Raw genomic sequence first — 25,307 nt, 5'->3', positions numbered from 1 at the left:
CATCAATAATATCATAAGAATTTTTACAACGAGTTAATATAGGTACTAGTGGAAGAGATTTATCAAAATAATATCTAAAAAAATAATAAAATGCAAATGAAAACAGCATCAAAGTATAATAATTTCTCATAAAAATCAGCCCTTCCTTATTATATATCTTAAAATATTAATTTAAAATGCCTATAGTTAACAATATTTAAAGAATCAAAATAAAAAATTTATTATAGATAGATATTCCAGTAAAACAGTTAATTTATATACATCAAAAATCCTTAAAAACACTGGATATTTTGATATGTATAAATTACGTTTTACTATGTAAACCCTATTAAATGTTATTAAGAAAAATAATCTAAAAACATACTAATAATATAATGCTTTTAGATTATTTCATATTTTCCTTTATTATATCTTAATTTCAAAATATATTATATAGCAAAATTATTTGTCTATCCATTTTTTAAATTCTCTATCTTTTTCAATTTCTTTCATTATATCTTCAAAAGTAGTCTTTGCTAAATTTTTCTTTTGATTAGGACTTTGAAAATATGGAGTATCATTAGGATTTCCGAGAAACAGAATTTCTATTTTTTCCACACAACTTTTATAATCACCATAATCCTTACTTTCATAAATTTCTATAGTTCCATAATTTTTTGATTTATAAACTCTTTCATCTGTTCCATTTGGGTTATCAATTATAGCATCTAATACTAAAACATGAGATATCTCTTGTCTTACTGTTTCAAGCTGCTTATAGTGTAAATAATACCAATTTCTATATTTACTACATTGAACTATTTCGTCTGTAAATTTTATTTCATCACGTTTTTTATATTCTTCAATTGGAATTCTACTAAACAAAGAATATAATACCGTACCAGTTGTAGGCCATTTTAATGAGGATAAATTAAATACTACTGCTTTTATGTTATAAAAACTTTTATTTTTCTTTCTAAGATTTTTAGATTTTTCTGATGTTTTTTTAGTTTTAACCATCCAAACATGCCCTTCTTTGTAATCGGGATCAGAAATTCCCCCACTAGCTTTCACAGCCTCTTTTTTAAGAAATTCTCTTTCTCTATTTATTAAAAAATCTATAGCTTTATTACCTTGTAAATCTAAAATAACTTTCCCATTTTTATCAAATACACTAACCCCTTCTATTTCTCTATTAATAATTTTCCAACCATCATTTTCTTCTAAATAATTCAACTTTGAATTTTATAAATATTCAATTTTAGATGTTCCCTTGATATCAATTTGTGAATCATATAAATATTTATCCATAACCCTTTGCTTTAGTTCGCCATAACTTAACTTTAATTTAGAATTATCCTCTAAATCCACTGCATAACCATATATAAATGTAGAAAAGATCATAGTAAAAATCAAAAATATACACACACATTTTTTCATAATTATTAACTCCTCTTCTAGACTTTTTTAATTTCTGATCAGAAACTACATATATTATATATATATCCATGTCAATAATTGTTTTCTATTTATTGTGTTTTTTATAAACATCTTCTAAAATATTACATATTCTAACCTAGCTATCTATTTTCTACATATTTCTACCAAAAATATAAAAAACCATGATTCAACAATCTGAATCATGGTTTTTTATATATTGGTGGAGGCGAGGGGAGTCGAACCCCTGTCCGGAAGTATTTTACTACAAGCTTCTCCGAGTGCAGTCATTGTTTTGTTATCTCGCCATCTAGAGCGCCCAATGACAGGCTCTCCTTCTGACCAGTCTCAATTAGTCGCTAGTAGGTCGAGACAACCCTAATAGCGGTTCCCGGCATAGTGTCGTCCAGTCCTAAGCGGCCGGTAGGCCTAGGAGGGACGTAGCTGCAATTAGGCAGCTAAAGCGTAATTATTATTATCAGCGTTTATATTTAATTGCCCAGTTTTTTAACGTGTACCAAAGGCAAAACACGGCTCGCTACTTCTAGCTCCATACCCCCGTCGAAACCAGTACGCCCCCAAGTAATCAAAGACGACCAAAGTCGCTTTGAGGATTATAAGTTTTTGATCTTAAAATAATATTAAACAATTAGCGTTATCTATCAACATTAGTACATTTTTTGTCTTTGTCTAAGTTCTTTTTGTATTCTTCTTTCAGCATCTTTTTTAGCAATAGAGCTTCTCTTATCGTGTAGTTTCTTACCCTTTGCTACAGCAAGCTGCAATTTAACTAATCCTCTTTCATTTAAATATAATTGTAAAGGCACTAGTGTATATCCTTTTTGAGTAATATACCCTACTAGCTTTCTAATCTCTCTTTTATGAAGCAACAGTTTTCTAGGTTTAGTAGGATCTACATTAAAGATATTACCTTGCTCATAAGGACTTATGTGGACATTATAAAGAATAACTTCTCCATCCTTTATGTCTGCATAGCCATCCTTCAGATTTACTCTACCCAGTCTTATTGATTTCACTTCGGTTCCTTTCAAGACAATACCTGCTTCATATGTTTCTTCAATAAAATAATCATGTCTTGCCTTTTTATTATTTGCTATTACCTTTACCTTTGACATACCAAGCACCAACTTTTCATCTAATTTAGATGCAAGAGATATTGTATCATATAAATTATACGATGTCAATAGCATCACAATTTTTACCACGGCAATCGCATGAAAATCTATCTTAATAAGAACTTAAGGTTTAAGTTTTAAAAAAATGGCTTTGAACCATTAGAAGTATGAGATATGACTATTTTTCCTATGAAGTGACCTGAAGCAATAAGCTTTACAGGCATAACAAATAAACCATAGCTATCTATGCTATGCCAACCTGCCCTCTTAAGGTACAGCTCAGCTTTATTTATTACATTCCTTCTATTATTTCTTCAAGAAATTCTATATTCATTGCCGCCTTAAATCTTTTTCGTCTTAAACTAATTTTCTTCTTTGTTACTTTTTCTGTTTTTAATATGTTCATAGCCATTTTTTTTAGCATTGATTGATTCTGTGCACCATTATTTTTTCTTACTCTACTATCATCTTCTTTAAATACTACATCTAGTACCCAATGACAACTCTCTACACCCCAATGTTTTCTTACTGCCTTTGCAAATAACTCACATTCTCCATCTTTAGGCATATCTAAACTTGATATATAGTAACAATTTTCTACTGTGGTTTTTTCTTTTATAATCACTGTTCTCCTTACCATACCTATGCTTGTTAGCTTTTTCCATAAATGTTTTTCTTCAAACCACTCTATATCACTTGTCTGGAAATATTCTCTCTTTTCTATTCTTTCATGTCCTTTTTCCAAAGTGATTTTTGTTCTATACTCTGTATCTTTAAAATCATTTTCTATAGCATCTTCAAAGTATTCTTTTACTTCATCATGAAACTTTGTTTGATTCCCTTTTAATGACAGGACATAATCTCCATTCTTTTCTATTATTTTCTCAGCTATTTTCTTTTGAGTCCCCATTGCATCTATCGTTACAATACTTCCCTTTAGAAAAAGTAAATCTAGAAGCTCTGGTATCGCTATTATTTCATTGCTTTTTGTATGAGTTTTTAATTAACCTAATATAATATCATTTTCATCTACCCATGCATTAACTAGATGAATTGCTCCCTTTTCTCCGTCGTGTGACCTTCTTGATGTTTTTCCATCTACTGCTACTATTCTTCCATCTGTATGATCACTCATTTTCCTTGTCCAATCTATAAATGCTTTATTAAAAGCATCGCTATCTATATTTTCAAACACTCTCTTGAAAGTATCGTGAGATGGTACACCATTTTTAAGGCTTAAATACTTCCTTAGCCATTGTTCTTTATCTTCTGCAAAATCTCCTATTTCTATCCACCCATCAGCATTTGCTATAGTTGCAACTACTGCTATAAATAGTATTTCTATTAGTTTATGTTTTGTTTTCCACGGTTGCCTAAAATCCTTTATTTTTCCAAATGTAGCTTTAAAATCTTCTATACTCATAGTTATGTCCAACCCCTTTTCATATTTATATATTATAGGTTCGACACAAATATCAAATCTCCTTTTTTGAAAATAATTATCATTTATTTTTTTTAGTTTTTTGTTTTCTTCCACGGTTAGATTTTTTCATGCGATTGCCGTGAATTTTTACCTATTGTGCTTCCATATTATATTTATATATCAAACACAAACTTCTTGAGTGCTTTTGCTACACCATTATTATCATTAATATCAGTTACATAATCTGCTGTTTGTTTTACTATTTCTTCAGCATTTCCCATTGCTACTCCTAATCCCGCATATTTTATCATGCTTATATCGTTCTCATTATCACCTATACAGATAACTTCCTCTCTCTTAACCCCTAAGGAATCTGCCAATTTTTTCACTGCAACTCCCTTTTGTATTCCTTTATTCATTATTTCCAAGTTATCATATCTTGATTTACAGCATTCGATACCAGAAATTTTAGTAAGCTCTTTTCTCATTTTCTTAAGTAAATTTTCATCATCATCAATTATTAAAAATTTGTATATCTTTTCATTCGTGTCCTTAATAAAATCATAAGCATTTTCAATGACTTCTAAATTTATTCTGTCTTCTTCATTCAAGGTTTTATTCCACTCTGAATACTTTAAGGCACTTTTTTCTAACCTTTCTGTATAAAAAGTATTATCTGTATAGAAATGAAAATACACACTATATTTACGACATATTTCTAGAATATAAATACAATCATCTTTGTTTATATGGGCTTCATATATGGGCTTATTATTATTTACTTCTCTAACAATTGCTCCATTACAAGCTATAATAGGTGTTTTTATGCCCAAATACTTGGCAAAAATTCTTGCAGATGTATATATGCGTCCTGTAGCTACTGCAACATGTACACCATTATCTTGTAGTTTCGTCAATACCTCTTTGTTTTCATCGGGTACCTTTCCTTGGCTATTTAGTAAAGTACCATCCATATCCGTTACTACTAATTTATATTTCACTATTATGCCTCCCTTACCACTTATATTAAGCTATATTTAGTCATATTATCTAATATCAATAATAACACAAATATTGAGCACATTTAAAGCAATCGATAAAGGAAATCGATTGCTAAATTATTTTATAATCCTATTTATTAAAAAGATTAAAAAACTAAAATCAATGAGTTAGATTAAGATAAAATCAACTTCCCTTTGAGCAATATCAACTCCATAAACCTTAATCCTTACTTCATCACCTATTCTAAAGGTTCTATTAGTTCTTTCACCTCTAAAGAGGTGATTTTCCTCATCAAATATATAATAATCATCAACTAAGGTACTTATTCTAACTAATCCTTCTATTGTATTTTCTAATTCTACAAACATGCCAAAGGAAACAACGCTTGATATTATACCATCAAATTCTTCACCTATGTGATAGGACATATATTCAGCTTTTTTAAGATCTTCGGTTTCTCTCTCTGCTTCAACTGCTACTCTCTCTCTTTCAGATGAACGGTCGGCTGAATTTGCTACTATTCCTTTAAGTTTTGATATTCTATTTTGATTAAGCTTTCCATTAAGCATTTCTCTTATTATTCTATGTATTTGTAGATCTGGATATCTTCTAATAGGAGATGTAAAATGACAATAATAATTTGAAGCTAATCCAAAATGACCTAAATTTTCTGGAGAATATCTTGCTTGTTTTAGGGATCTCAACATAAGGGTACTTATAATATGTTCTTCTTTCTTACCTTCAATTTTTCTTAACAAATCCTGTAAAGCCTTTGGATGAACTTCTTCTGAACTTCCCTTAAGATGATATCCAAAATTATGTATGAACTTATTGAAATTTGCTATTTTTTCTGAATCAGGTATTTCATGTACTCTGTATACAAATGGAATCTTTAGCCAATACATATGCTGAGCAATGGTTTCATTACATACAATCATAAATTCCTCAATAATTCTATTGGCTATTCTTCGTTCAGCCTTTCTTATGTCAATGGGCCTACCATCGTCGTCCAATATTATTTTGCTTTCTGGAAAATCAAAATCTATACTTCCTCTTCTATTCTTGCTTTTTGAAAGTATCAAAGCTAATTCTTCCATTAATTTAAAATCTTCTACTAAGTAATCATATCTTTCAATAAGCTTCGGATCTTCCTTCTCCAATATGTCAGAAACCTCTGTATAAGTCATTCTTTCCTTAGTCTTTATTACACCTTCAAAGATTTCATGGTTAACTACCTTTCCGCTATTATCTATTTCCATAAAAACGGACATTGTTAATCTATCTACACCAGGATTCAAACTACATATTCCATTGGAAAGCTTTTTAGGAAGCATAGGTATTACTCTATCTACTAAATATACACTGGTTCCCCTTTTCAAGGCTTCTTTATCTAAAGGACTGCCTTCTTTCACATAATACGTTACATCAGCAATATATACTCCCAGCCTATAGTTACCATTAGGAAGCTTTTCAACAGAAACAGCGTCATCCAAGTCCTTTGCATCTGCTCCATCAATAGTTACAATATTCATATGCCTTAAATCTCTTCTTCTAGCTATTTCATCTTCTGAAACTTTATCTGGTATATTGTCTGCCTCCCTTAAAACCTTCTTAGGAAACTTTTCAGGAAGTTTGTACTTTCTTATTATAGATAATATATCGCTTCCAACGTCATTTTTATGTCCTAATACTTCTACTATTTTGCCTTCAGGATTTCTCCTAGCCTCAGGCCATTTAGTTATTTGTACAACTACCTTATACCCGTCCTTAGCTCCATTAACTTCACTTTTAGGAATAAATACATCAAAATTTATCCTTTTATCATCAGCTACTACAAAACCAAAGTTTTTACTGTTTTCAAAGGTTCCTACAATCTCTTTATTTGCTCTGTCCAATATCCTAATTACTACTCCTTCTGCTCTTTTTCCATTTTTAATCTTTCTTTCTATTCTTGCTATAACTCTATCATTGTGCATAGCGCCATTTAAATCGCTGGCTGGTATAAAAACATCACTTAGCTTATTATTATCTGGAATAACAAATCCAAATCCTTTTTGAGAGCATTGTAACCTACCAACAATGAGGTTCATTCTTTCAGGAATAGCATATCTTTTCTTTTTCGTTTTAATTACCTGTCCATATTCCTCCATTTCTTTAAGCAAATCTAAAAAATATCCCATTTCTTCGCTTTTTATATCAAAAACATTGGCTAATTCAGAGTCTGACATGGGATTATATGCTTGCTCTCTCATGAACTCAAGAAGTATTTCCTTAGATACCAAAGCTTTCCCTCCTATGCAGGTATGTAATTTTTTTCCTAACCATTAGTAGAAAATACCATCTGTATTATATCATAGATGGTATTATATTTAAATTAATATTACCTCAAATTATTTAAAATCTTCATAATCTTATCTATATTTGTTTTAGCAGCATTGATTTTTAATACTTCTTTATTATTTGGAAAAAAATTTGAATTTTTTATATCATTTTTATTCATTAAACTGCTTTCATCGTTGTAATATATTATAGCATCTAATTTTTTATCTGTATCAAGCATATTTGTTACCTCAAAACCATTTACTGTTAAAGCTTCAGCTATTTCATTAAGTTCTTTTTGAATTCCTATTACTTTTCCCACTTATTTCACCTCCGTTATATATAGTTTTTCAATTATTATTTTATTTATACCTTTGATAATTTCATAGTGATGGAATTCAAGAGTTTTGTTTTAAAAATAAACAACTTCAAGGTTTAATAGATTTCAAAGAAAAAATGTAGAAGCATTCATTATTTTATCTGAAATTTATTTTAAATGTTAATGCTGTTTAGATTAAGATTCCATTTAAAGTGGGTCTTTTAAGTATAGTTTAAGATTAAGAATTACTGTCATTCTTTGAAGTCTAAAAAAAGCGACCAAAATTTGTCGCCTTTCATTAATATTTTGTAATAATAAACCTGTAGCAATACTATTCAGTTATATATTTTATCAATAATTTTATGTTATTTTCAATAAATTCAATATGAGTTCTTTCATAATGGTGTTTCCCATCAACTCCTGGACCTATACATGCAAAATTAACGTCCCAGCCTTGATGAACAACTGCAGTTGCATCTGAGCATAACCTGTTCAAGTTCAATAACTCTGTTTGTTTTTTCTGGAATAACTCTCATAACCAATTTCTTAATTCCAGCCTTCTCTCCATGATAATCATCAAACCTTTCAAAGGCTAAATTGTCGCCTCTTTCGCTATTTATCATTATTTGTTTTCATATACTATCTCTCCATCAATGATTGTATACTCCACCAAAGATTGTATATCCAATGGATCTCCATTCCATATTACAATATCAGCATCTTTACCAACTTCTAGACTCCCAATACGATCTGAAACTCCCATGATTTCTGCAGCATTTATTGTGATAGCCTTCAATGCTTCTGTCTTATCCATTCCTTTCTTAACAGCTAATGCAGCACAGATTGGAAGATAGTGCAGGGGAATAACAGGGCTGTCTGTTGTTATGGCTACTTTAAGCCCTTCTTTACTAAGTACTCCAGGTGTAACAAATGACTTACTCTTTAATTCAAATTTTGTAGAATGGCCTAAGCTTGGTCCAACAATAACATCATAGCCCTCCTTGCTTAGTTCTTCCTTGATTAAATGACCTTCTGTACAATGATCTAAAGTTATTTTTAGATTAAATTCTTTGGCAATTCTAATAGCAGTAAAAATATCATCAGCTCGATGAGCGTGTACCTTTAAAGGTATTTCTCTATTTATAACTGGAAGTAATGCCTCCATTTTTATATCAAATGCAGGTGTCTTTGAAGGATCTTTTTTGGCTATATCTAATTTTTTCTTATACTCAATTGCATTGTATAGGGTTTCTCTAAGTAAAGCAGAAATTCCCATTCTTGTCATCGGTGCTCTTCCCTTTTCCTTGCCATTTCGTTTAGGGTTTTCTCCAAAAGCACATTTCATAGCAATGGGTTCTTTTATAATCATATTATCTACACGTTTCCCATAGGTCTTAATAGCAGCAAATTGACCACAAATAACATTTGCGCTTCCAGGTCCAGCACCAACAGAAGTAATACCTGCCTCATAAGCTTCTCTAAGGGTATCATCCATAGGGTTAAGTCCATCTATTCCCCTCACATGGGGTGTAATCGGATCACTTGTTTCATTGTGATCAGTTCCTTCAAACTGTATAGCACTTTCCTTAAGTCCTAAATGTGTATGTGGGTCTATAAAGCCTGGCATTACAATCTTTCCCTTAGCATCAATAACTATAGCTCCTTCAGGTATAGTTATATCTGTACCAATAGCTTGTATCTTACCATTTTTTACAGCAATACTCCCATTATCTATTGTTTCTCCTCTCATTGTTACAACTTTTCCATTTTTAACAAATAACATTTTAATCCTCCTTTATGTCTTATTGATTATCTCTATTATTTCTTAGAGATTAGTAACAGTTCACAGACATCCACAATACCTAATATGATATATCTACCTGATCATAAAATTCGTGAGCAATTTTTTTGATTTTTTCAACAGTATCCATTACTCCAATAACACCCATTTTAATCTTCATAAATACTACTATCTCCTGTAAAGCCTCTTAGCTTAATGTTATGAATTTTCTTCATTTGTCATCTGCATTTATTATACCATACAAAAAAATTTTTTTAATAAAATAAATCTCAAGTTTATTTAACTGAGAAACTTGCATAATTAACACTAATAATTTTGAAATGCAATATGTAGATAGCTTTGTTAACTCTCTCTACTACATTTTGCACTCCAAAATTCTTTAAATGTATTATGCAATTTCCTCAACTTTGTAATCTAAAGTAGATTTTTTTTAATTTCCTACAAAATAAAAATACCCTATTTTATATACGAAATAGGGTATTTAAAGCTTATTTAAAAGTCTATAATAAGCCTCCAAATGAATTAAATAAAGGAGCAAATACTAGAGCAACTATAGTCATTAATTTAATAAGTATATTAATTGAAGGTCCAGATGTATCCTTGAATGGATCACCAACAGTATCACCAACTACTGCTGCCTTATGAGGTTCACTTCCTTTTCCTCCATGGTGACCTTCTTCAATATATTTCTTAGCATTATCCCATGCTCCACCTGCATTTGCCATGAATATAGCCATTAGAACACCAGTTACTAATGCACCAGCTAACAATCCGCCTAATGCTTCTTTTCCTAGTACTAAACCAGTTGCGATAGGTGCCAATACTGCCATTACCCCTGGTACCATCATTTCTTTTAGCGCTGATGCAGTACTTATATCAACACATTTAGCATATTCTGGCTTGCCTTTACCTTCCATAACACCTGGAATTTCTCTAAACTGTCTTCTAACTTCTTCAATCATTTCATTGGCTGCTTTGCCAACAGATTCCATAGTCATTGCCGAGAATAGGAATGGAAGCATACCACCTAATAAAAGACCAACAACAACCTTTGGATCCAAAATATTTATTCCAGTTATTTGAGCAACCTCTGAATAAGATGCAAATAGTGCAAGGGCTGTAAGAGCAGCAGAACCAATAGCAAAACCTTTACCAATAGCTGCTGTAGTATTTCCAACAGCATCAAGCTTGTCAGTTATACCTCTTACTTCTTTAGGCAATTCACACATTTCTGCAATACCACCAGCATTATCAGCTATAGGTCCATAAGCATCAACTGCTATAGTAATACCTCCTGTTGATAACATTCCTACCGCTGCTAGAGCTATACCATAAAGTCCCATAAACTTATATGCTACCAAAATACCAGCAGAGATAAATAATATTGGAAATGCAGTTGATAGCATTCCTACTGCTAAACCACTAATAATAGTCGTAGCAGGACCAGTTTCTGACTGTTTAGCTATCTTCTTAACTGAACCAAAATCACCTGATGTATAATACTCAGTAAGCTGTCCAATTATTAATCCTACAATTAATCCTGATGTGATTGCCCAGAACGCATTTAAATTTTGAAATATCATTCTACTCATAACAAAGGCACTGATAACAACTATAATGCCACTTACATATGTTCCTAATTTCAATGCCTTATGTGGATCAGAGTTTTCATCACCTTTAACAAAGAACGTACCTATTATTGATGCAATAATTCCTAGGGATGCTAATATCAATGGAAATAAAGCACCTTCTACTCCATGAGCTACTACTCCTAAAGTAATTGCTGAAATAATCGATCCAACATATGATTCAAAAAGGTCTGCACCCATGCCAGCAACGTCACCAACGTTATCACCAACGTTATCAGCAATAACTGCAGGATTTCTAGGGTCATCCTCTGGAATACCAGCTTCAACTTTACCAACTAAGTCTGCTCCAACGTCAGCAGCCTTCGTATAGATTCCTCCACCAACACGTGCAAATAATGCTATGGAAGATGCTCCTAATCCAAATCCTGTAATTATTCCAGGCTCTCCAATCAATAAATAAAGTCCGCCAACACCTAGAAGTCCTAAACCAACAACTGACATTCCCATTACTGCCCCGCCAGAAAATGCCACAGAAAGTGCCTTATTCATACCACTTTCCTTTGCAGCATTAGCAGTTCTTACATTTGCTTTAGTAGCAACCCTCATTCCAAAGAAACCTGCTAGTGCTGAGAAAAACGCTCCAATTAGAAAACAAACGGCTGTTAACCAGCTTTGTAATCCAAAACCTATTGCAACAAAAAGTATTCCTGCAAAAATTACCAATGTTTTATATTCCCTTGTTAAAAATGCCATCGCACCTTCTTGTATATAAGAAGATATCTCTTTCATTCTATCATTACCTACATCAACTTTATTGATTCTTGAAGCCAATAATATCGCAAATATTAATGCAATTATTCCTACAATAGGTGCTAATACAAAATTCATTAAACTGCCTCCTCACATTCCTCTATTTAGTTTTCTGATGTTAACCTTGGAGATAAACTAGTATTAATGAACAAGCTATAAATACGCCTGCTCCAATTTTGGTAACTCTAGATAGCATTTCATCATAACCTCTAGCTTTTTGTTTGCCAAAAAGTTGTTCTGCTCCACCACCTATTGAACCAGATAATCCAGCACTTTTACCTGATTGTAATAATATGCTTCCTATTAAAATTAAACTAGCAATTACTTGAAGTACCATAAATAATATTTTCAATCTATCCACCCCCTATTCTCTAGCTTAACAAAATAATTTTAACATAGGAATTTTTTAAAATCAATACAATAATACCAAAGTATCTTGTGAAAACCTTTGCCTTTGCAGCTATTAATTTAAGAGGGTAAATTTTACCCTCTTTCTATATTATTACTATAATTTATTTCATTATACTTAATTCTATTTTTTCAAATTATAAAAAGCCTTCATTCCTGCAAATTCAGCAGAACTATCAAGCATATCTTCTATTCTTAACAATTGATTGTACTTAGCAACCCTATCGGTTCTTGAAGGTGCTCCAGTTTTTATTTGACCTGCATTAACAGCTACAACTAAATCTGCTATTGTAGAATCCTCCGTTTCCCCTGATCTATGGGATATAACAGCGGTATATCCTGCTCTCTTAGCCATTTCTATAGCATCTAATGTCTCGGTTAATGTTCCTATTTGATTTAATTTTATAAGTATAGAGTTGGCTGTATTATTCTCAATACCTCTAGAAAGTCTCTTTGTATTAGTTACAAAAAGATCGTCTCCTACTAACTGAATCTTACCTCCAAGCTTTTCAGTTAACAGTTTCCACCCTTCCCAATCTTCTTCATCTAAACCGTCTTCAATAGATATAATTGGATATTTTTCAACTAAGCTGCTATAAAACTCTACCATTTCTTCCGATGTCTTAACTAAGCCTTCTCCAGTTAGCTCATATTTCTTATCTTCTTTATTGTAGATTTCTGTAGCAGCAACATCTAAAGCTAACATTATGTCTTCACCTGGTTTATAGCCTGCATTCTTAATAGCTTCTATAATTACTTCTAACGCTTCTTCATTAGATGTCAAGTTAGGTGCAAAACCACCTTCATCACCAACTGATGTATTTAATCCTTTACCTTTTAAAACCTTCTTTAAGTTATGGAATATTTCAGCACCCATTCTAAGTGCTTCTGCAAAGCTTTTTGCACCAATAGGCATTACCATAAATTCTTGGATATCAACGTTGTTGTCAGCATGCTTTCCACCATTTAATATGTTCATCATTGGTACTGGTAAAGTTTTTGCATTTACTCCACCTATGTACTGATATATCGGTAATCCTAATGAACTAGCTGCAGCCTTAGCAACTGCCATTGAAACCCCTAAAATAGCATTTGCACCTAATTTACCTTTGTTTTCTGTTCCATCTAAATCTATCATAAGCTTATCGATAGCTACTTGATCAAATGCGTCGAGTCCAACAATTTCTGGTGCAATTATCTCATTTATATTCCTAACTGCATCTAATACACCTTTTCCAAGAAACCTTTCTTTGTCGCCATCTCTAAGTTCTACAGCTTCAAAGGCTCCAGTAGATGCTCCTGATGGCACAGCAGCTCTACCCATTGAACCATCTTCCAAGTATATCTCTACTTCTACAGTTGGATTTCCTCTTGAGTCAAGAATTTCTCTACCATAAACACCAATTATATTTGACATATTAAATACCTCCTAATTTTTATTTAGTTTTTTACTATGCTAATAGCAAAACCGTCAAAGTTAGATTTTTGAATAACAAATACATTAGTATAACATCAAACCATAGTTTACATATTTTTTTGAATTTTTAGTTTATAAGCTATTAGCAGTAAACTATGGATCTTTAGCTATTTAAAAATTAACTATTTTTGAAAAACTTTCTGCCTTAAGGCTTGCTCCACCTACTAAAGCTCCATCAATGTCACTTTGCTTCATAAGTTCTTCTATATTATTTGGTTTTACACTTCCACCATATTGGATTCTTATTTCCTCGGAAATAATATCACCAAATAGTTCCTTTATTATTACTCTAATATACTCAATTGTACTATTAGCTATTTCAGGTGTGGCTGTTTCACCTGTACCTATGGCCCAGATTGGTTCATAAGCAATTACTATATTTTTTACGTCTTCAGGCTTTAAGCCTTTAAGTGCTTCTGTTACTTGCTCTTTTAATAAGCTTTCTGTTTTGCCTGCGTTTCTTTCCTCAAGACTTTCACCTACACAGACTATGGGTTTAATGTCATGCTTTATAGCAGCTATAATTTTTTTATTAACTGTTTCATTAGTTTCTCCAAAATATTGTCTTCTTTCGGAATGACCGATAATACAATAGTCTATATCTAAATCCTTAAGCATTAAAGGAGAAATTTCACCTGTAAAGGCCCCTTGTTCTTCCCAATGCATATTTTGCGCACCTATTTTTATGTTTGAATTTCTTGTAGCTTCCTTTAAAACTCCTAAAAGGGTAGCTGGAGGGCATATCACAACCTCCACATCAGTTCCTTCAATATTTTGCCTTAATTCCTTTATGTAATCTAGTGAAACTTCCTTTGTCATATGCATTTTCCAGTTACCTGCAATTATTGGTAATCTCATATTCTCACCTCAAATATCTCTTTTAAATATTTATTTATTTAAACACTCAATTCCTGGTAACAATTTACCTTCTAAATACTCTAGGGAAGCTCCTCCTCCAGTAGAAATATGTGTAAACTTATCTGAATAACCTAACTCTATAGCAGCAGCTGCACTATCTCCTCCACCGATAATAGTTATAGCATCTTCTAATTGGGCTATAGCTTCACATATACCAATTGTTCCCTTTGCAAAATTTTCCATTTCAAATACGCCCATAGGACCATTCCACACAACTGATTTTGCACCTTTCAATTGTTTTTTAAATAATTCAACGGAATCACTACCAATATCAAGTCCCATTTCTTCCTGTGATATATCATCTACAGAAACTGTTCTATATTCAGTATCGCTCTTAAATTCTTTAGTTACAACTGTATCAACTGGTAATACTATTTTTTCTCCAGCCTTTTCTAATAAAGCTTTAGCCAGCTCAATTTTATCTTCCTCAACTAAAGATTTTCCTACGCTTTTTCCTTGTGCTCTTAAAAAAGTAAACATCATGCCTCCACCGATTAAAATTTTATCAGCTTTTTCAATTAAGTTTTCAATAACACCTATCTTATCAGAAACCTTTGCTCCACCTAATATTGCTATAAGAGGTCTCTTAGGATTGTTAACTACCCCTCCTATAAACTCTATTTCCTTCTCTAATAAAAATCCTGCTGCTGATTCAAGGTGACTAGCAATTCCTACATTTGAAGCATGTTCTCTATGGGCTGTACCAAATGCATCATTTATGTATACATCTCCAAGTGATGCCCAATATTTCCCCAGCTCAGTATCATTTTTTGTTTCACCCTTTTCAAATCTTGTATTCTCAACAAGCAAAATTTCTCCTTCTTTAAGTTTATCAATAGCTTTTTCAAGAATTTCTCCCTTGGTGGCAGGTACAAATTCAACTTTTTTATCGAGAAGCTGGGATAGTCTTTCTGCAACAGGCTTAAGTGTTTTAGTTAGTTTATCTTCTTCAGTCTTTACTCTTCCTAAATGAGAAAATAATATAACTTTACCTCTTTGCTCTAACACATATTTAATCGTTGGAAGTGCTGCTACAATTCTGTTATCATTAGTTATTTTACCATTTTTTATAGGAACATTAAAGTCTACACGAATCAATACTTTCTTATTATTTAATTCTAAATCCCTCACAGTCTTAACCATAAATTTACCCTCCAAAGATTTAATAATTAATAATCTATAGCATTAAAATAATTTTAGACTGTTAAAATAGCGGAACCAAACTGTTCCGCTATTCTATTATCTACATTCTTACCATATGCTTGTTATTTATTCATAAGCTCTACAAAATATTTAGCAGTTCTTACTAATTGAGCTGTGTAGGACATTTCATTATCATACCAAGTAACAACTTTAACCATTTGCTTACCATCTACTTCTAATACTTTAGTACATCCAGCATCAAATAATGAGCCATATTGAGTTCCTATAATATCTGATGAAACAATTGGATCTTCAGTATATCCCAATGTTTCATTTGAAGCTGCCTTGATTGCAGCATTAACTTCATCTACAGTAACATTCTTTTCCAATTCAACGGTTAAATCAACTAATGAACCAGTCATTGTTGGTACTCTCATAGCTCCACCATCAAGCTTACCATTTAATTCTGGTAGCACTTTGCCTACTGCTACAGCAGCACCTGTAGTTGTAGGTACAATATTTTGAGCTGCAGTTCTACCTCTTCTTAAATCCTTATGGGGTCCGTCTAGTGTGTTTTGGTCATTGGTATAAGCATGAATAGTAGTCATTAATCCCTTTACTATGCCAAAGTTATCATTTAAAACCTTTGCAACTGGAGCTAAACAGTTAGTTGTACAAGAAGCTCCTGATAATACAGTTTCACTCCCATCTAATATTTCATGATTTACGTTGTAGACAATTGTTTTCATGTCACCCTTTGCTGGAGCAGAAATAATAACTTTTTTCGCCCCTGCTTTAATATGCTTTTCAGCAAGTTCCTTTGTTCTAAAGAAACCTGTACATTCTATTACCACATCTACGTCATGTTCTCCCCATGGAAGATTTTCTGGATCCCTTTCAGCATAAATTTTGATTTCTTTACCGTCTACTACTATAGCACCTTCTTTTGCTTCAATTGAATCTGTTTTGTATTTTCCTTGTGCAGTATCGTACTTCAATAAATGAGCTAATGTTTTTGCATCAGTTAAATCGTTTAATGCAACGATTTCAAATTCTGGGCTATCAAACATCAGCCTAAATGCCAATCTTCCTATTCTTCCAAAACCATTAATTCCAACCTTTACTGCCATGTTTATTCCTCCTTATATTTAAAAATTATTTTTTTGGCAACACTCTCATCACAAATAAGCACAAGCCTTTCATTTAGCTTCGAAATTGATGCTATTGCTTCAGCTTTTTCACTTCCTCCTGCAACAGCAATTATATTTTCTATTTTGTTAAATGTTTCAAAATCTATTCCTATTGTGCTTATTTCATGCACTATTTCTCCAGCTTCATTAAAATAATATCCAAAGGCTTCTGAAACTGCTCCTTTATTTATTAGGCTCTCAATTTGTTCATTGCTTAATCCCCTTCTTTGTGCCATTATATCAGCTCTACCTATTCCAAAAACTAATATATCTATATCTTCAATAAGCTCAATTATTTCTTTAATAGCTGGTTCTTTGAGCAAGCTTTCTATGGAATCTTGTGATAAAAAATCTGGAGTATATAAAGTTTTATAGTTACAGCCTAATTTATTGGCTAAATTTTGAACTAAAGTGTTAGCTTGATATTCAACCTTCTTTCCCAAGCCACCTCTTGCAGGTATTACTGTAACATCACTGAGCTTTTCTTTTCTATATTTATACTCATTTATAACTTGCGCAATAGTTGTTCCACCTGTTAAACCAATAGTACTTTTTTCAGTAATGAGACTATCTATGTAGCCTGAAGCTGCCTTTCCCATTTCTTTATATACTAGTGGGTCACTGTCAGCTGAATTTGGTACAATTATTACTTTTTTTATGTTTAAAATATCTCTAAGTTCTTCTTCTAATATTCTTAACCCTTTTAATATATGAAATGCATACTTTAATCTTTCTAAACTTTTTTTACCTCTAGCGGTAATACTCATACCTTCCTGAGTAATATTTATTAGCTGTTGATTTTTAAGGGCTGTTGATGCTGTTCTAATATTTCTTTCTGTTAAATCTAATTTATCAGAAAGGCTTCTCCTTCCAATAGGTCCAAGATAATTTATTATCCTTAAAACACTATATCTCTTTTCTATAACTTCCATAAAATCTGGAGCAATATTATTTAAAATACTTATTAATTCATTAATTTCAATTCTTTCCTTATCACTGATTTTTTTATCCAACTTAGCCCCCCGTTCCCAGTTTAATTTTATAGCAATGTTTAGGGTCACTTATTGACCATGCGTGCTTTTTTCGTCCCGACTTATTCAAAAAAATATCTAACATTATTATACATTTAGCTCTTAAATTTTTCAATAGTTAAATAGAAAAAAGCATCAATCATATGATGCCTTTTTTCTAATATCTTTTTCTCTTGGATGAAGATGCTATATTCAGCTCATCTCTATATTTTGCAACGGTCCTTCTAGATATCTTTACACCTAACTTATTGAGTTCGTTAGATATGACTTGATCGCTAAGAGGTTTTTTAGGATTTTCTTTTTGAATTAGATCTTTAATAATTGATTTAATACTTTCAGCAGATATCCCTTCTCCATAGGCACTTGATACTCCGCTTTGGAAAAAGTACTTCAACTCATAAATTCCCCTTGGACACTGCATGTACTTGCCATTAATTGCTCTACTTACAGTGGACTCATGTACACCAATTTCATCAGCTATTTCCTTTAATGTTAAAGGTTTAAGATGAATTACACCTTTTTCAAAGAAGTCTATTTGATAGTTTACTATTGCTTTAACAACCTTATATATAGTATTTCTTCTTTGTTGAATACATCTTATAAGCTTTAAGGCTGAATTTAATTTTTTATTAATATATGAAGACGTATTATCTTCCATTTCCTTATTTAACAGAAGATTTCTATAATAATGATTTATTGTAAGCCTTGGAGCAGTTGTATCTTTTACTAAAACTATATATTCATTATTAACCTTTTCTACAGTTACATCTGGTGTTACATATCTTACATCCCTACTTGAACTAAATATTCTACCAGGCTTAGGCTCCAAAGTTTTTATGAAGTCCCCAACCTCTTGTACTCTTTCTACAGATGTATTTAATTGTTTTGCAATATTGTTTATCTTATTATCAGCTATATCATTTAAATGATTGGCAACAATTTGATATATTATTTCATCCTCTATATTATTCTGTCTAAGTTGAATCAGCAAACATTCCCTTAAATTTCTTGCTCCCACCCCAATAGGATCAAATGTTTGAATAATATTGATTATGTTTTCTACATCTCTCTCCTCTATTTTAAATCTATTGCATATTTCTTCATTGCTAATATGCAAATAACCATTTTCATCAATATTTTCCACAATATATTTTCCTACTATTTTCTCTTTACCCTTTAATAAGGTAAATTGAAGCTGAAATAGCAGGTGGTCTATTAGAGTTGTTTCTGTTGATAAATAATTTTCAAAGGTTGTTTCCTCTTTTTCTTCATAGTTGCGTATTCTATTCTTGTTTTTATAGCCATCATAGTCTGAAAATAGTTTTTTAATATCAATAATGTCATCATATTCCTTGGCTTCTTTTTTCGGTTCATTCTCCACTTCTACCTTTACCTGTTCAGGTTCAAGAACTGGATTATTAATCAGCTCTTGCTGTATAAAACTTTCTAGTTCAACAGAATTATATTGTAATATTTCTATTGCTTGTTTTAATTCTGGGGTCATAACAAGCTTTTGAGTTTGTTGTAAATTTAAATTATATGACAGTCTCATATATAAACCACCCTACACATAAGTATATTCAACATACTTTTTACAATTTAATTATACCAAAAAAACGTTATCAAACAAAGTGGCATTCATGATTAAAACGACAATTATCGATTAATTTTATCATAGTTTCTCCTTCAAATCACTGATTCTATCATTTTTTTACATATTTCGAGAAAAGTTTTAAAATAACATAATTTAACTAGTCAAGCTAGTAAATATACTTTATATTATGTTTTTTTAAAGCCTTTTATAAAACTTTATAAAAGACTTTAAACCTGTTTTTCCCTTAAAATTCATGTGAAAAAACAGGTTTATTTCTTAAATGAAAAGGAAATATTAGAGTTCCATTAAATAGAAACTATCACAATAGGTTAAGTTAATTTATCTTTCGCCCTTCTCATATGGTTTGCCTGCAGCTCTTGGTCCTACAGATTTGCCTGAGAAAGCTACTAATGCAATTACAGTTAATACATATGGAAAAGCCCAGAAAAATTCTTGGGGTAATTCAGCAAGAAAGGGTATTTGATAGGCTATTATACCTAACGCTTGTGAAAAACCAAAAAATATCCCTGCACCAACTACTCCCAATGGATGCCATTTACCAAATATCAATGCCGCCAATGCTATAAAACCCGTTCCATGGATTGTAGCATAGGTATACTGAATATCCTGAGTCAATACCATTATTCCACCACCGAGTCCAGCAAACATTCCAGATAAAATAACTCCTATATATCTCATCTTATAAACATTTATACCCATTGAATCTGCAGCCCCAGGGTGCTCTCCTACTGCCCTAAGCCTTAATCCAAATGGGGTTTTATATACAATATACCAAACCAATATTGCAATTAATATTATCATATATGATGTAATATGAACTTTTTTAAATAGTAGATTCCCTAATAAAGGTATATCTGAAAGCACTGGAATATCATCTTTTTTGATTCCATTCATAAAAGCAACTGTTCTCTGCTGATTAAAGATAATCTCGCATAAATATATAGTTAAGCCTGCTCCCAATAGGTTAATTGCAGTACCACTGATAACTTGATCAGCTCTTAAATTTATACTAACGTAGGCATGTATAACAGAAAATAATCCACCTGTTATTATCCCTGCCAACATTCCAATCCATGGACTAATTGGACCAAGACTACTTTCAACAAGTACAGTAACTGTTGCTGCTGTAAAGGCTCCAACCATCATAAGCCCTTCTAATCCTATATTAAATACTCCTGATCTTTCACTGAAGAGTCCTCCAATGGAAGATGAAATAATAGGAGCTGCAGAAGTTAACATTAAAGGTATTATTATACTAATAAACTGCATAAAATCCATATTATTTCTCCTCCTTTCTCAAATAAAGTATCAATCTCTTAATACCATAATTCATAGCTGCAAAAAGCACTATAAACGCCATAATAATTTCAGCAATTTCCTTTGGAACCTTAGCTAAAGCCATGGCACTTGAACCAGCCTTAAGAGCACCAAATAAAAAGCCAGATATCAATATGCCTAATCCACCATTATTGCCAAGTAATGCCACTGCTATTCCATCAAGTCCATATCCCTCAAAGCCTCCAATAACCCTTGCATAATTAAAGGTTCCTACAGAAATCATGGCGCCAGCTAGTCCAGCAAATGCTCCTGATATCATCATGGAGTATACTATATTTCTCTCAACCTTCATACCAGCATACTCTGAAGCATGGGGATTAAACCCTACAGAACGAAGCTCGTATCCAAAGGTTGTTCTTTCGATTATATACCAGAATATCAATGCTCCTAAGAAGGCTATAATAAATCCCCAGTGAAGCCTAGAATGTTTTGTTATGCTTGATAAGAATTTACTACTTAAATTAGCTGATTCGAAAATATCAACAGTTTTTGTATTTGTACTTCCTGGTAAAATCTTTATTGCATAATTGACTAAATGAAGTGCTGTATAGTTAAGCATAATTCCAACTACTACTTCATGAACTTTAAATTTAGCCTTTAAGAAGCCTGGGATTAAGCCCCATAATGCTCCTGCAATGGCTGCTGCTAACATTACCATAGGTAAATGTATGAATCTAGGTAATTCTATTAATATACCCACTGCTGCTGCTGCAAAGGACCCTGCTATAAGTTGTCCCTCCACACCGATGTTAAATACTCCTGTTCTTAATCCAAACGCTATGGCAAGACCTGATAAAATAAGGGGCGTAGATGCAACTATCCATTCTCCAAATCTTCTTGGGTTTCCAACAACTCCTTTAATTAAAGCCCTATAGCCTTCGATTGGATTTATACCAGTAATCATCATAATAATTGCTCCAGCTATAAATCCAAGAAATACTGACACCAAGGGTACTATAAATCTTTGATTTTTTTCATCTGTTATAAATTTTAGCATTACATATCACCTTCTTCCTTGTCATGAGTAGACCCTGCCATCATTAATCCAAGCTGTCTTTCAGTAGCTTTTTCTGCCTCTACTATTCCAACAATTTTCCCTTCAAATATTACAGCTATTCTATCACTTACATTCATAATTTCATCAAGTTCTAGTGATACCAGCAATACAGCTCTTCCTTTATCCCGTTCTTCTATAAGCTTTTTATGGATAAATTCTATCGCTCCTACGTCTAATCCTCTAGTAGGCTGTCCTGCAATTAAAAGAGCAGGGCTTCTATCTACTTCTCTGGCAATAATTGCCTTCTGCTGATTGCCACCTGACATAGCCCTTGTCATGGTATTTATCCCCTGCCCACTTCTTACATCAAATTCATCAATCAATTCCTGAGCCTTTTCATTTATTGCAGCATCATTTAATAATCCATTTTTTGAATATGGTTCTTTATAATAAGTTTGTAAAATCAGATTTTCCGATAGTTTAAAATCCAAAACTAATCCATGCTTATGTCTATCTTGAGGTATGTGACCGATTCCAGTTTCGGTTCTATTTCTAACATGCATGTTAGTAATATCCTTACCAAGAAGCTCTATTTTACCTTCTTCTACCTTCCTAAGACCTGATATTGCTTCTAATAGTTCAGTTTGGCCATTTCCATCTACCCCTGCAATACCTAATATTTCACCTGCATTAATTTCTAAATTCAATCCATCTACTGCCTTTAATCCCCTAGAGTCTCTTACAACCAAGTCAGAAATCCTGAGTACATTTTCTCTAGGCTTAGCTTTGTCCTTTTCTACTTTAAAGCTAACTTCTCTACCCACCATCAAGGAAGCCAATTTTTCCTCTGAAGTGGTTGCTACATCCACCGTATCAATGTACTTACCTCTTCTTATAATAGTGCACCTATCTGCAACTTCTTTTATTTCCTTCAATTTATGGGTTATTAAAATTATTGATTTACCTTCCTCTACAAGTCTTCTCATTATTTCCATAAGTTCAGCTATTTCCTGTGGTGTAAGAGCTGCTGTAGGTTCATCAAATATGAGTATTTCAGCATTACGGTAAAGCATTTTAAGTATTTCCACACGTTGCTGCATACCCACAGTAATATCCTCAATTATTGCATAGGGGTCTACTTCAAGGCCATATGTCTCAGATAACTTCTTTATATCTTTAGCCGCTTTTTTTATATTTATTCTGCCCCTTTCTGTTGGTTCTTGTCCTAATATAATGTTTTCAGTTACTGTGAAATTGTGAACTAATTTGAAATGCTGATGAACCATACCTATACCTAGAGCATTAGCAACATTAGGGTCAGTAATATTTACCCTTTTTCCTCTTACTCTTATTTCTCCAGCTTCTGGTTTATACAATCCAAATAGTACACTCATCAAGGTAGACTTCCCTGCTCCATTCTCACCTAATAATGCATGAATTTCACCTGGCTTTACTTGCAATGTTATATTATCATTCGCTACTATGCCAGGAAATTCCTTCCTAATATTTAGCATCTCAATAATATACTCCATTTCTGCAACTCCTCACTTTAAAAATAAGACTTAATTTATTATACCAAAAATCTCTTATTACTGTAATAATTAATGTAATTGCCTATATATTAATTTTATGGTTCTTATTTAAATTCATAAAAAAATAATCAAATCTTCTAAATTCTTTTCTTTGAAATTTATTTAACATTGAGGTTGTTTATATCTATTATCTTGTGAATTTAATTCAAAAAAAATAAGCCTATTTTTATAATGGGCTTATTTTTTTTTGAATTGTTTTTAATTTATTTCAAATTCTCTTCAAAGGCTTTTAAATCTTCCATATTATTTGGAACTGTTATTTCACCTTTTACAATTTTTTCTTTATACTCATTAATTGTCTTAATTATGTCATCACTTAAATTTGGATTTTCCTTTGGTATTCCAACACCATCATCAGCTAAAGTTAATGCTGTTACTTTACCACCTGGAAATTCTCCTTTCTGAGCTGCTTCTATTATGTTGTAGGCAGCAACGTCAACTCTCTTCATCATGGAAGTCAAAACAACTGATTTATTATTCTCTTTATCATATATACCATCTGCATATTGATTCTTATCAACACCAATTACCCATACATTTTCTCCATTTGAAACTCTGTTTTTAGCCTCATTAATTACACCGTTACCAGTTCCACCTGCAGCATGATAAATAACATCTACACCTTGCTCATACATAGTTGATGCTATTTGCTGACCAGTTCCTGGGTTATCAAAGGCACCAGCATATTGGTCTACTATTTCGATAGACGGATCAACTGAATGTACTCCTGCTGCAAATCCAGCATGGAAATGTCTAATTAATGGAAAGTCCATTCCACCTACAAAACCAACTTTCTTAGTTTTTGTAGTCTTAGCTGCTGCTACACCAACCAAGAAAGAGCCTTGCTCTTCTGCAAATGTTACTGACGCAACATTAGGCTGCTCAACAATTGCATCAATTATTGCAAAATTAGTATTTGGATATTGTGGTGGGACTTCCTTCATAGCTTTTTCAAATAAGAATCCAGCAGCTATAACTAAATTGTAATTATCATCTCCAAAGGCACTTAAGTTAGGTATATAATCTGCTTCTTCATTTGATTGTATATACTGATACTCTGTTCCTTCTGTCCACCCTTTTTCTTCAGCATATTTTACAATACCTTCCCAAGTTCCTTGATTGAAAGATCTGTCATCGATTCCACCTGTATCAGTAACAAATCCAACTTTAAAATCCTCTGTAGCTTCTTTTTTAGGTTCTTCTTGCTTTTCTTCCTCAGTAGCTTTTGGCTCTTCTTGCTCTGGAGCTTTTGGCTCTTCTTTTTCTGGAGCTTTTGCACAGCCAGCAAATAAACTAATTGCTAACATAGCCACTAATAATAGAGATAATATTTTTCTACCCATTCTTAATTTCCTCCCTTAATTAAATTTCAAATAATCCAAAGTATATATATTCTACAAAAACTATAAAACTCCTTTTTTTAATATCTTTTTATTGTTAATTTATTGTAATAATATCCCTAATATGTGTATTTTATAGTAATAACCCGTGAATAATTAATTCACGGGTATAAATATATCTATATTAGCAGTCACTGCCTGCTTTAGCAACAAATCCTGCCTTTGAAAGAATTTCGGTAGCAGTGCTTAACTTTTCTTCGTTTACAAGTACTATAGGACCTGTACATCCCATACCGCTTTCCGCATAGATTTTTTCCTTCCATAATGCCTTTACAGCATCTTCTAGATCCATTATATCTATACCAGAGATTTGTCCTGTTACTACTTCCTTTGGAGGAGCTGTAACTTTTTGTGCTTCATTGTCAGCTTTTTTGGTATCCTTT

General features: G+C 32.2%; 20 protein-coding genes, 1 other RNA gene and 2 pseudogenes. All 23 read right to left on the bottom strand.

Features of this window, described 5'->3' with window-relative positions; all coding sequences use genetic code 11:
- Positions 1 to 441: 441 nt before the first annotated feature.
- Positions 442 to 1,215 carry a hypothetical protein gene (locus BUB36_RS13865; protein ID WP_073151446.1) on the bottom strand — a complete coding sequence of 258 codons (774 nt, stop codon included), beginning with the start codon at positions 1,213 to 1,215 and terminating at the stop codon, positions 442 to 444.
- 9 nt (positions 1,216 to 1,224) lie between these two features.
- Positions 1,225 to 1,419: a hypothetical protein gene (locus BUB36_RS13860; protein WP_073151443.1), complete on the bottom strand. Its 195-nt coding sequence runs from the start codon at positions 1,417 to 1,419 to the stop codon at positions 1,225 to 1,227.
- 218 nt (positions 1,420 to 1,637) lie between these two features.
- Positions 1,638 to 1,996, bottom strand: a transfer-messenger RNA (tmRNA) gene (ssrA, locus tag BUB36_RS13855).
- A gap of 88 nt (positions 1,997 to 2,084) precedes the next feature.
- On the bottom strand, positions 2,085 to 2,552 hold the full coding sequence (gene smpB / locus BUB36_RS13850) for an SsrA-binding protein SmpB (protein WP_073151464.1): 468 nt from the start codon (positions 2,550 to 2,552) through the stop codon (positions 2,085 to 2,087).
- A gap of 292 nt (positions 2,553 to 2,844) precedes the next feature.
- Positions 2,845 to 3,975: pseudogene (locus tag BUB36_RS20205) on the bottom strand (ISAs1 family transposase).
- Positions 3,976 to 4,148: 173 nt separating this feature from the next.
- Entirely contained in the window at positions 4,149 to 4,976 is an 828-nt protein-coding gene (locus tag BUB36_RS13840) for a Cof-type HAD-IIB family hydrolase (RefSeq protein ID WP_073151440.1), read from the bottom strand.
- 168 nt (positions 4,977 to 5,144) lie between these two features.
- The gene (gene rnr / locus BUB36_RS13835; RefSeq protein ID WP_073151437.1) at positions 5,145 to 7,259 is read right to left on the bottom strand and encodes a ribonuclease R; all 2,115 of its coding nucleotides are present in this window, start codon (positions 7,257 to 7,259) and stop codon (positions 5,145 to 5,147) included.
- A 98-nt stretch (positions 7,260 to 7,357) separates the two neighbouring features.
- The gene (locus tag BUB36_RS13830) at positions 7,358 to 7,618 is read right to left on the bottom strand and encodes a YkuS family protein (protein WP_073151435.1); all 261 of its coding nucleotides are present in this window, start codon (positions 7,616 to 7,618) and stop codon (positions 7,358 to 7,360) included.
- Positions 7,619 to 8,055: 437 nt separating this feature from the next.
- Positions 8,056 to 8,238 carry a hypothetical protein gene (locus BUB36_RS13825; RefSeq protein ID WP_073151432.1) on the bottom strand — a complete coding sequence of 61 codons (183 nt, stop codon included), beginning with the start codon at positions 8,236 to 8,238 and terminating at the stop codon, positions 8,056 to 8,058.
- Entirely contained in the window at positions 8,238 to 9,398 is a 1,161-nt protein-coding gene (locus tag BUB36_RS13820; protein ID WP_073151429.1) for an amidohydrolase, read from the bottom strand. The genes BUB36_RS13825 and BUB36_RS13820 overlap by 1 nt, the downstream gene beginning before the upstream one ends.
- Before the next feature lie 518 nt (positions 9,399 to 9,916).
- On the bottom strand, positions 9,917 to 11,893 hold the full coding sequence (locus BUB36_RS13815; RefSeq protein WP_073151426.1) for a sodium-translocating pyrophosphatase: 1,977 nt from the start codon (positions 11,891 to 11,893) through the stop codon (positions 9,917 to 9,919).
- Positions 11,894 to 11,933: 40 nt separating this feature from the next.
- Positions 11,934 to 12,167 carry a preprotein translocase subunit SecG gene (secG, locus tag BUB36_RS13810; protein WP_073151423.1) on the bottom strand — a complete coding sequence of 78 codons (234 nt, stop codon included), beginning with the start codon at positions 12,165 to 12,167 and terminating at the stop codon, positions 11,934 to 11,936.
- 180 nt (positions 12,168 to 12,347) lie between these two features.
- Positions 12,348 to 13,640: a phosphopyruvate hydratase gene (gene eno / locus BUB36_RS13805; protein ID WP_073151420.1), complete on the bottom strand. Its 1,293-nt coding sequence runs from the start codon at positions 13,638 to 13,640 to the stop codon at positions 12,348 to 12,350.
- Positions 13,641 to 13,811: 171 nt separating this feature from the next.
- The gene (gene tpiA, locus BUB36_RS13800; protein WP_073151409.1) at positions 13,812 to 14,558 is read right to left on the bottom strand and encodes a triose-phosphate isomerase; all 747 of its coding nucleotides are present in this window, start codon (positions 14,556 to 14,558) and stop codon (positions 13,812 to 13,814) included.
- Positions 14,559 to 14,588: 30 nt separating this feature from the next.
- The gene (locus BUB36_RS13795) at positions 14,589 to 15,761 is read right to left on the bottom strand and encodes a phosphoglycerate kinase (RefSeq protein WP_073151406.1); all 1,173 of its coding nucleotides are present in this window, start codon (positions 15,759 to 15,761) and stop codon (positions 14,589 to 14,591) included.
- A 122-nt stretch (positions 15,762 to 15,883) separates the two neighbouring features.
- On the bottom strand, positions 15,884 to 16,891 hold the full coding sequence (gap, locus tag BUB36_RS13790) for a type I glyceraldehyde-3-phosphate dehydrogenase (protein WP_073151403.1): 1,008 nt from the start codon (positions 16,889 to 16,891) through the stop codon (positions 15,884 to 15,886).
- Positions 16,892 to 16,893: 2 nt separating this feature from the next.
- Positions 16,894 to 17,964, bottom strand: coding sequence for a sugar-binding transcriptional regulator (locus tag BUB36_RS13785; RefSeq protein WP_084112049.1), 1,071 nt, complete (start codon positions 17,962 to 17,964; stop codon positions 16,894 to 16,896).
- 175 nt (positions 17,965 to 18,139) lie between these two features.
- Complete coding sequence (gene rpoN, locus BUB36_RS13780) at positions 18,140 to 19,534, bottom strand: RNA polymerase factor sigma-54 (protein ID WP_073151400.1); 1,395 nt, start codon at positions 19,532 to 19,534, stop codon at positions 18,140 to 18,142.
- A gap of 381 nt (positions 19,535 to 19,915) precedes the next feature.
- Positions 19,916 to 20,875 carry an ABC transporter permease gene (locus BUB36_RS13775; RefSeq protein WP_207550824.1) on the bottom strand — a complete coding sequence of 320 codons (960 nt, stop codon included), beginning with the start codon at positions 20,873 to 20,875 and terminating at the stop codon, positions 19,916 to 19,918.
- Position 20,876: 1 nt separating this feature from the next.
- Positions 20,877 to 21,932 carry an ABC transporter permease gene (locus tag BUB36_RS13770; RefSeq protein ID WP_073151398.1) on the bottom strand — a complete coding sequence of 352 codons (1,056 nt, stop codon included), beginning with the start codon at positions 21,930 to 21,932 and terminating at the stop codon, positions 20,877 to 20,879.
- Positions 21,932 to 23,464: an ABC transporter ATP-binding protein gene (locus tag BUB36_RS13765; protein ID WP_073151395.1), complete on the bottom strand. Its 1,533-nt coding sequence runs from the start codon at positions 23,462 to 23,464 to the stop codon at positions 21,932 to 21,934. Before BUB36_RS13765 ends, BUB36_RS13770 begins: the two co-directional genes overlap by 1 nt.
- 263 nt (positions 23,465 to 23,727) lie before the next feature.
- Positions 23,728 to 24,867 (bottom strand): BMP family lipoprotein, encoded by a 1,140-nt coding sequence (locus tag BUB36_RS13760; protein ID WP_073151392.1) that lies wholly within the window; start codon positions 24,865 to 24,867, stop codon positions 23,728 to 23,730.
- 181 nt (positions 24,868 to 25,048) lie between these two features.
- Positions 25,049 to 25,307 (bottom strand): annotated as a pseudogene (locus tag BUB36_RS13755) (glycine/sarcosine/betaine reductase complex component C subunit alpha); the annotation flags it as partial.

The organism is Paramaledivibacter caminithermalis DSM 15212 (assembly GCF_900142245.1).
Lineage (GTDB): Bacteria > Bacillota > Clostridia > Peptostreptococcales > Caminicellaceae > Paramaledivibacter > Paramaledivibacter caminithermalis.
Note: the sequence above shows the minus strand (reverse complement) of the source record. Positions and strands in the feature narration are given on the sequence as shown.

Coding starts and splice junctions, on each gene's coding strand:
- BUB36_RS13860 (WP_073151443.1), bottom strand. CDS start 1,419: ATGAAAAAATGTGTGTGTATATTTTTGATTTTTACTATGATCTTTTCT.
- smpB (WP_073151464.1), bottom strand. CDS start 2,552: ATGTCAAAGGTAAAGGTAATAGCAAATAATAAAAAGGCAAGACATGAT.
- BUB36_RS13825 (WP_073151432.1), bottom strand. CDS start 8,238: ATGATAAATAGCGAAAGAGGCGACAATTTAGCCTTTGAAAGGTTTGAT.
- BUB36_RS13820 (WP_073151429.1), bottom strand. CDS start 9,398: ATGTTATTTGTTAAAAATGGAAAAGTTGTAACAATGAGAGGAGAAACA.
- BUB36_RS13815 (WP_073151426.1), bottom strand. CDS start 11,893: ATGAATTTTGTATTAGCACCTATTGTAGGAATAATTGCATTAATATTT.
- eno (WP_073151420.1), bottom strand. CDS start 13,640: ATGTCAAATATAATTGGTGTTTATGGTAGAGAAATTCTTGACTCAAGA.
- tpiA (WP_073151409.1), bottom strand. CDS start 14,558: ATGAGATTACCAATAATTGCAGGTAACTGGAAAATGCATATGACAAAG.
- BUB36_RS13795 (WP_073151406.1), bottom strand. CDS start 15,761: ATGGTTAAGACTGTGAGGGATTTAGAATTAAATAATAAGAAAGTATTG.
- gap (WP_073151403.1), bottom strand. CDS start 16,891: ATGGCAGTAAAGGTTGGAATTAATGGTTTTGGAAGAATAGGAAGATTG.
- rpoN (WP_073151400.1), bottom strand. CDS start 19,534: ATGAGACTGTCATATAATTTAAATTTACAACAAACTCAAAAGCTTGTT.
- BUB36_RS13775 (WP_207550824.1), bottom strand. CDS start 20,875: ATGGATTTTATGCAGTTTATTAGTATAATAATACCTTTAATGTTAACT.
- BUB36_RS13770 (WP_073151398.1), bottom strand. CDS start 21,932: ATGCTAAAATTTATAACAGATGAAAAAAATCAAAGATTTATAGTACCC.
- BUB36_RS13765 (WP_073151395.1), bottom strand. CDS start 23,464: ATGGAGTATATTATTGAGATGCTAAATATTAGGAAGGAATTTCCTGGC.
- BUB36_RS13760 (WP_073151392.1), bottom strand. CDS start 24,867: ATGGGTAGAAAAATATTATCTCTATTATTAGTGGCTATGTTAGCAATT.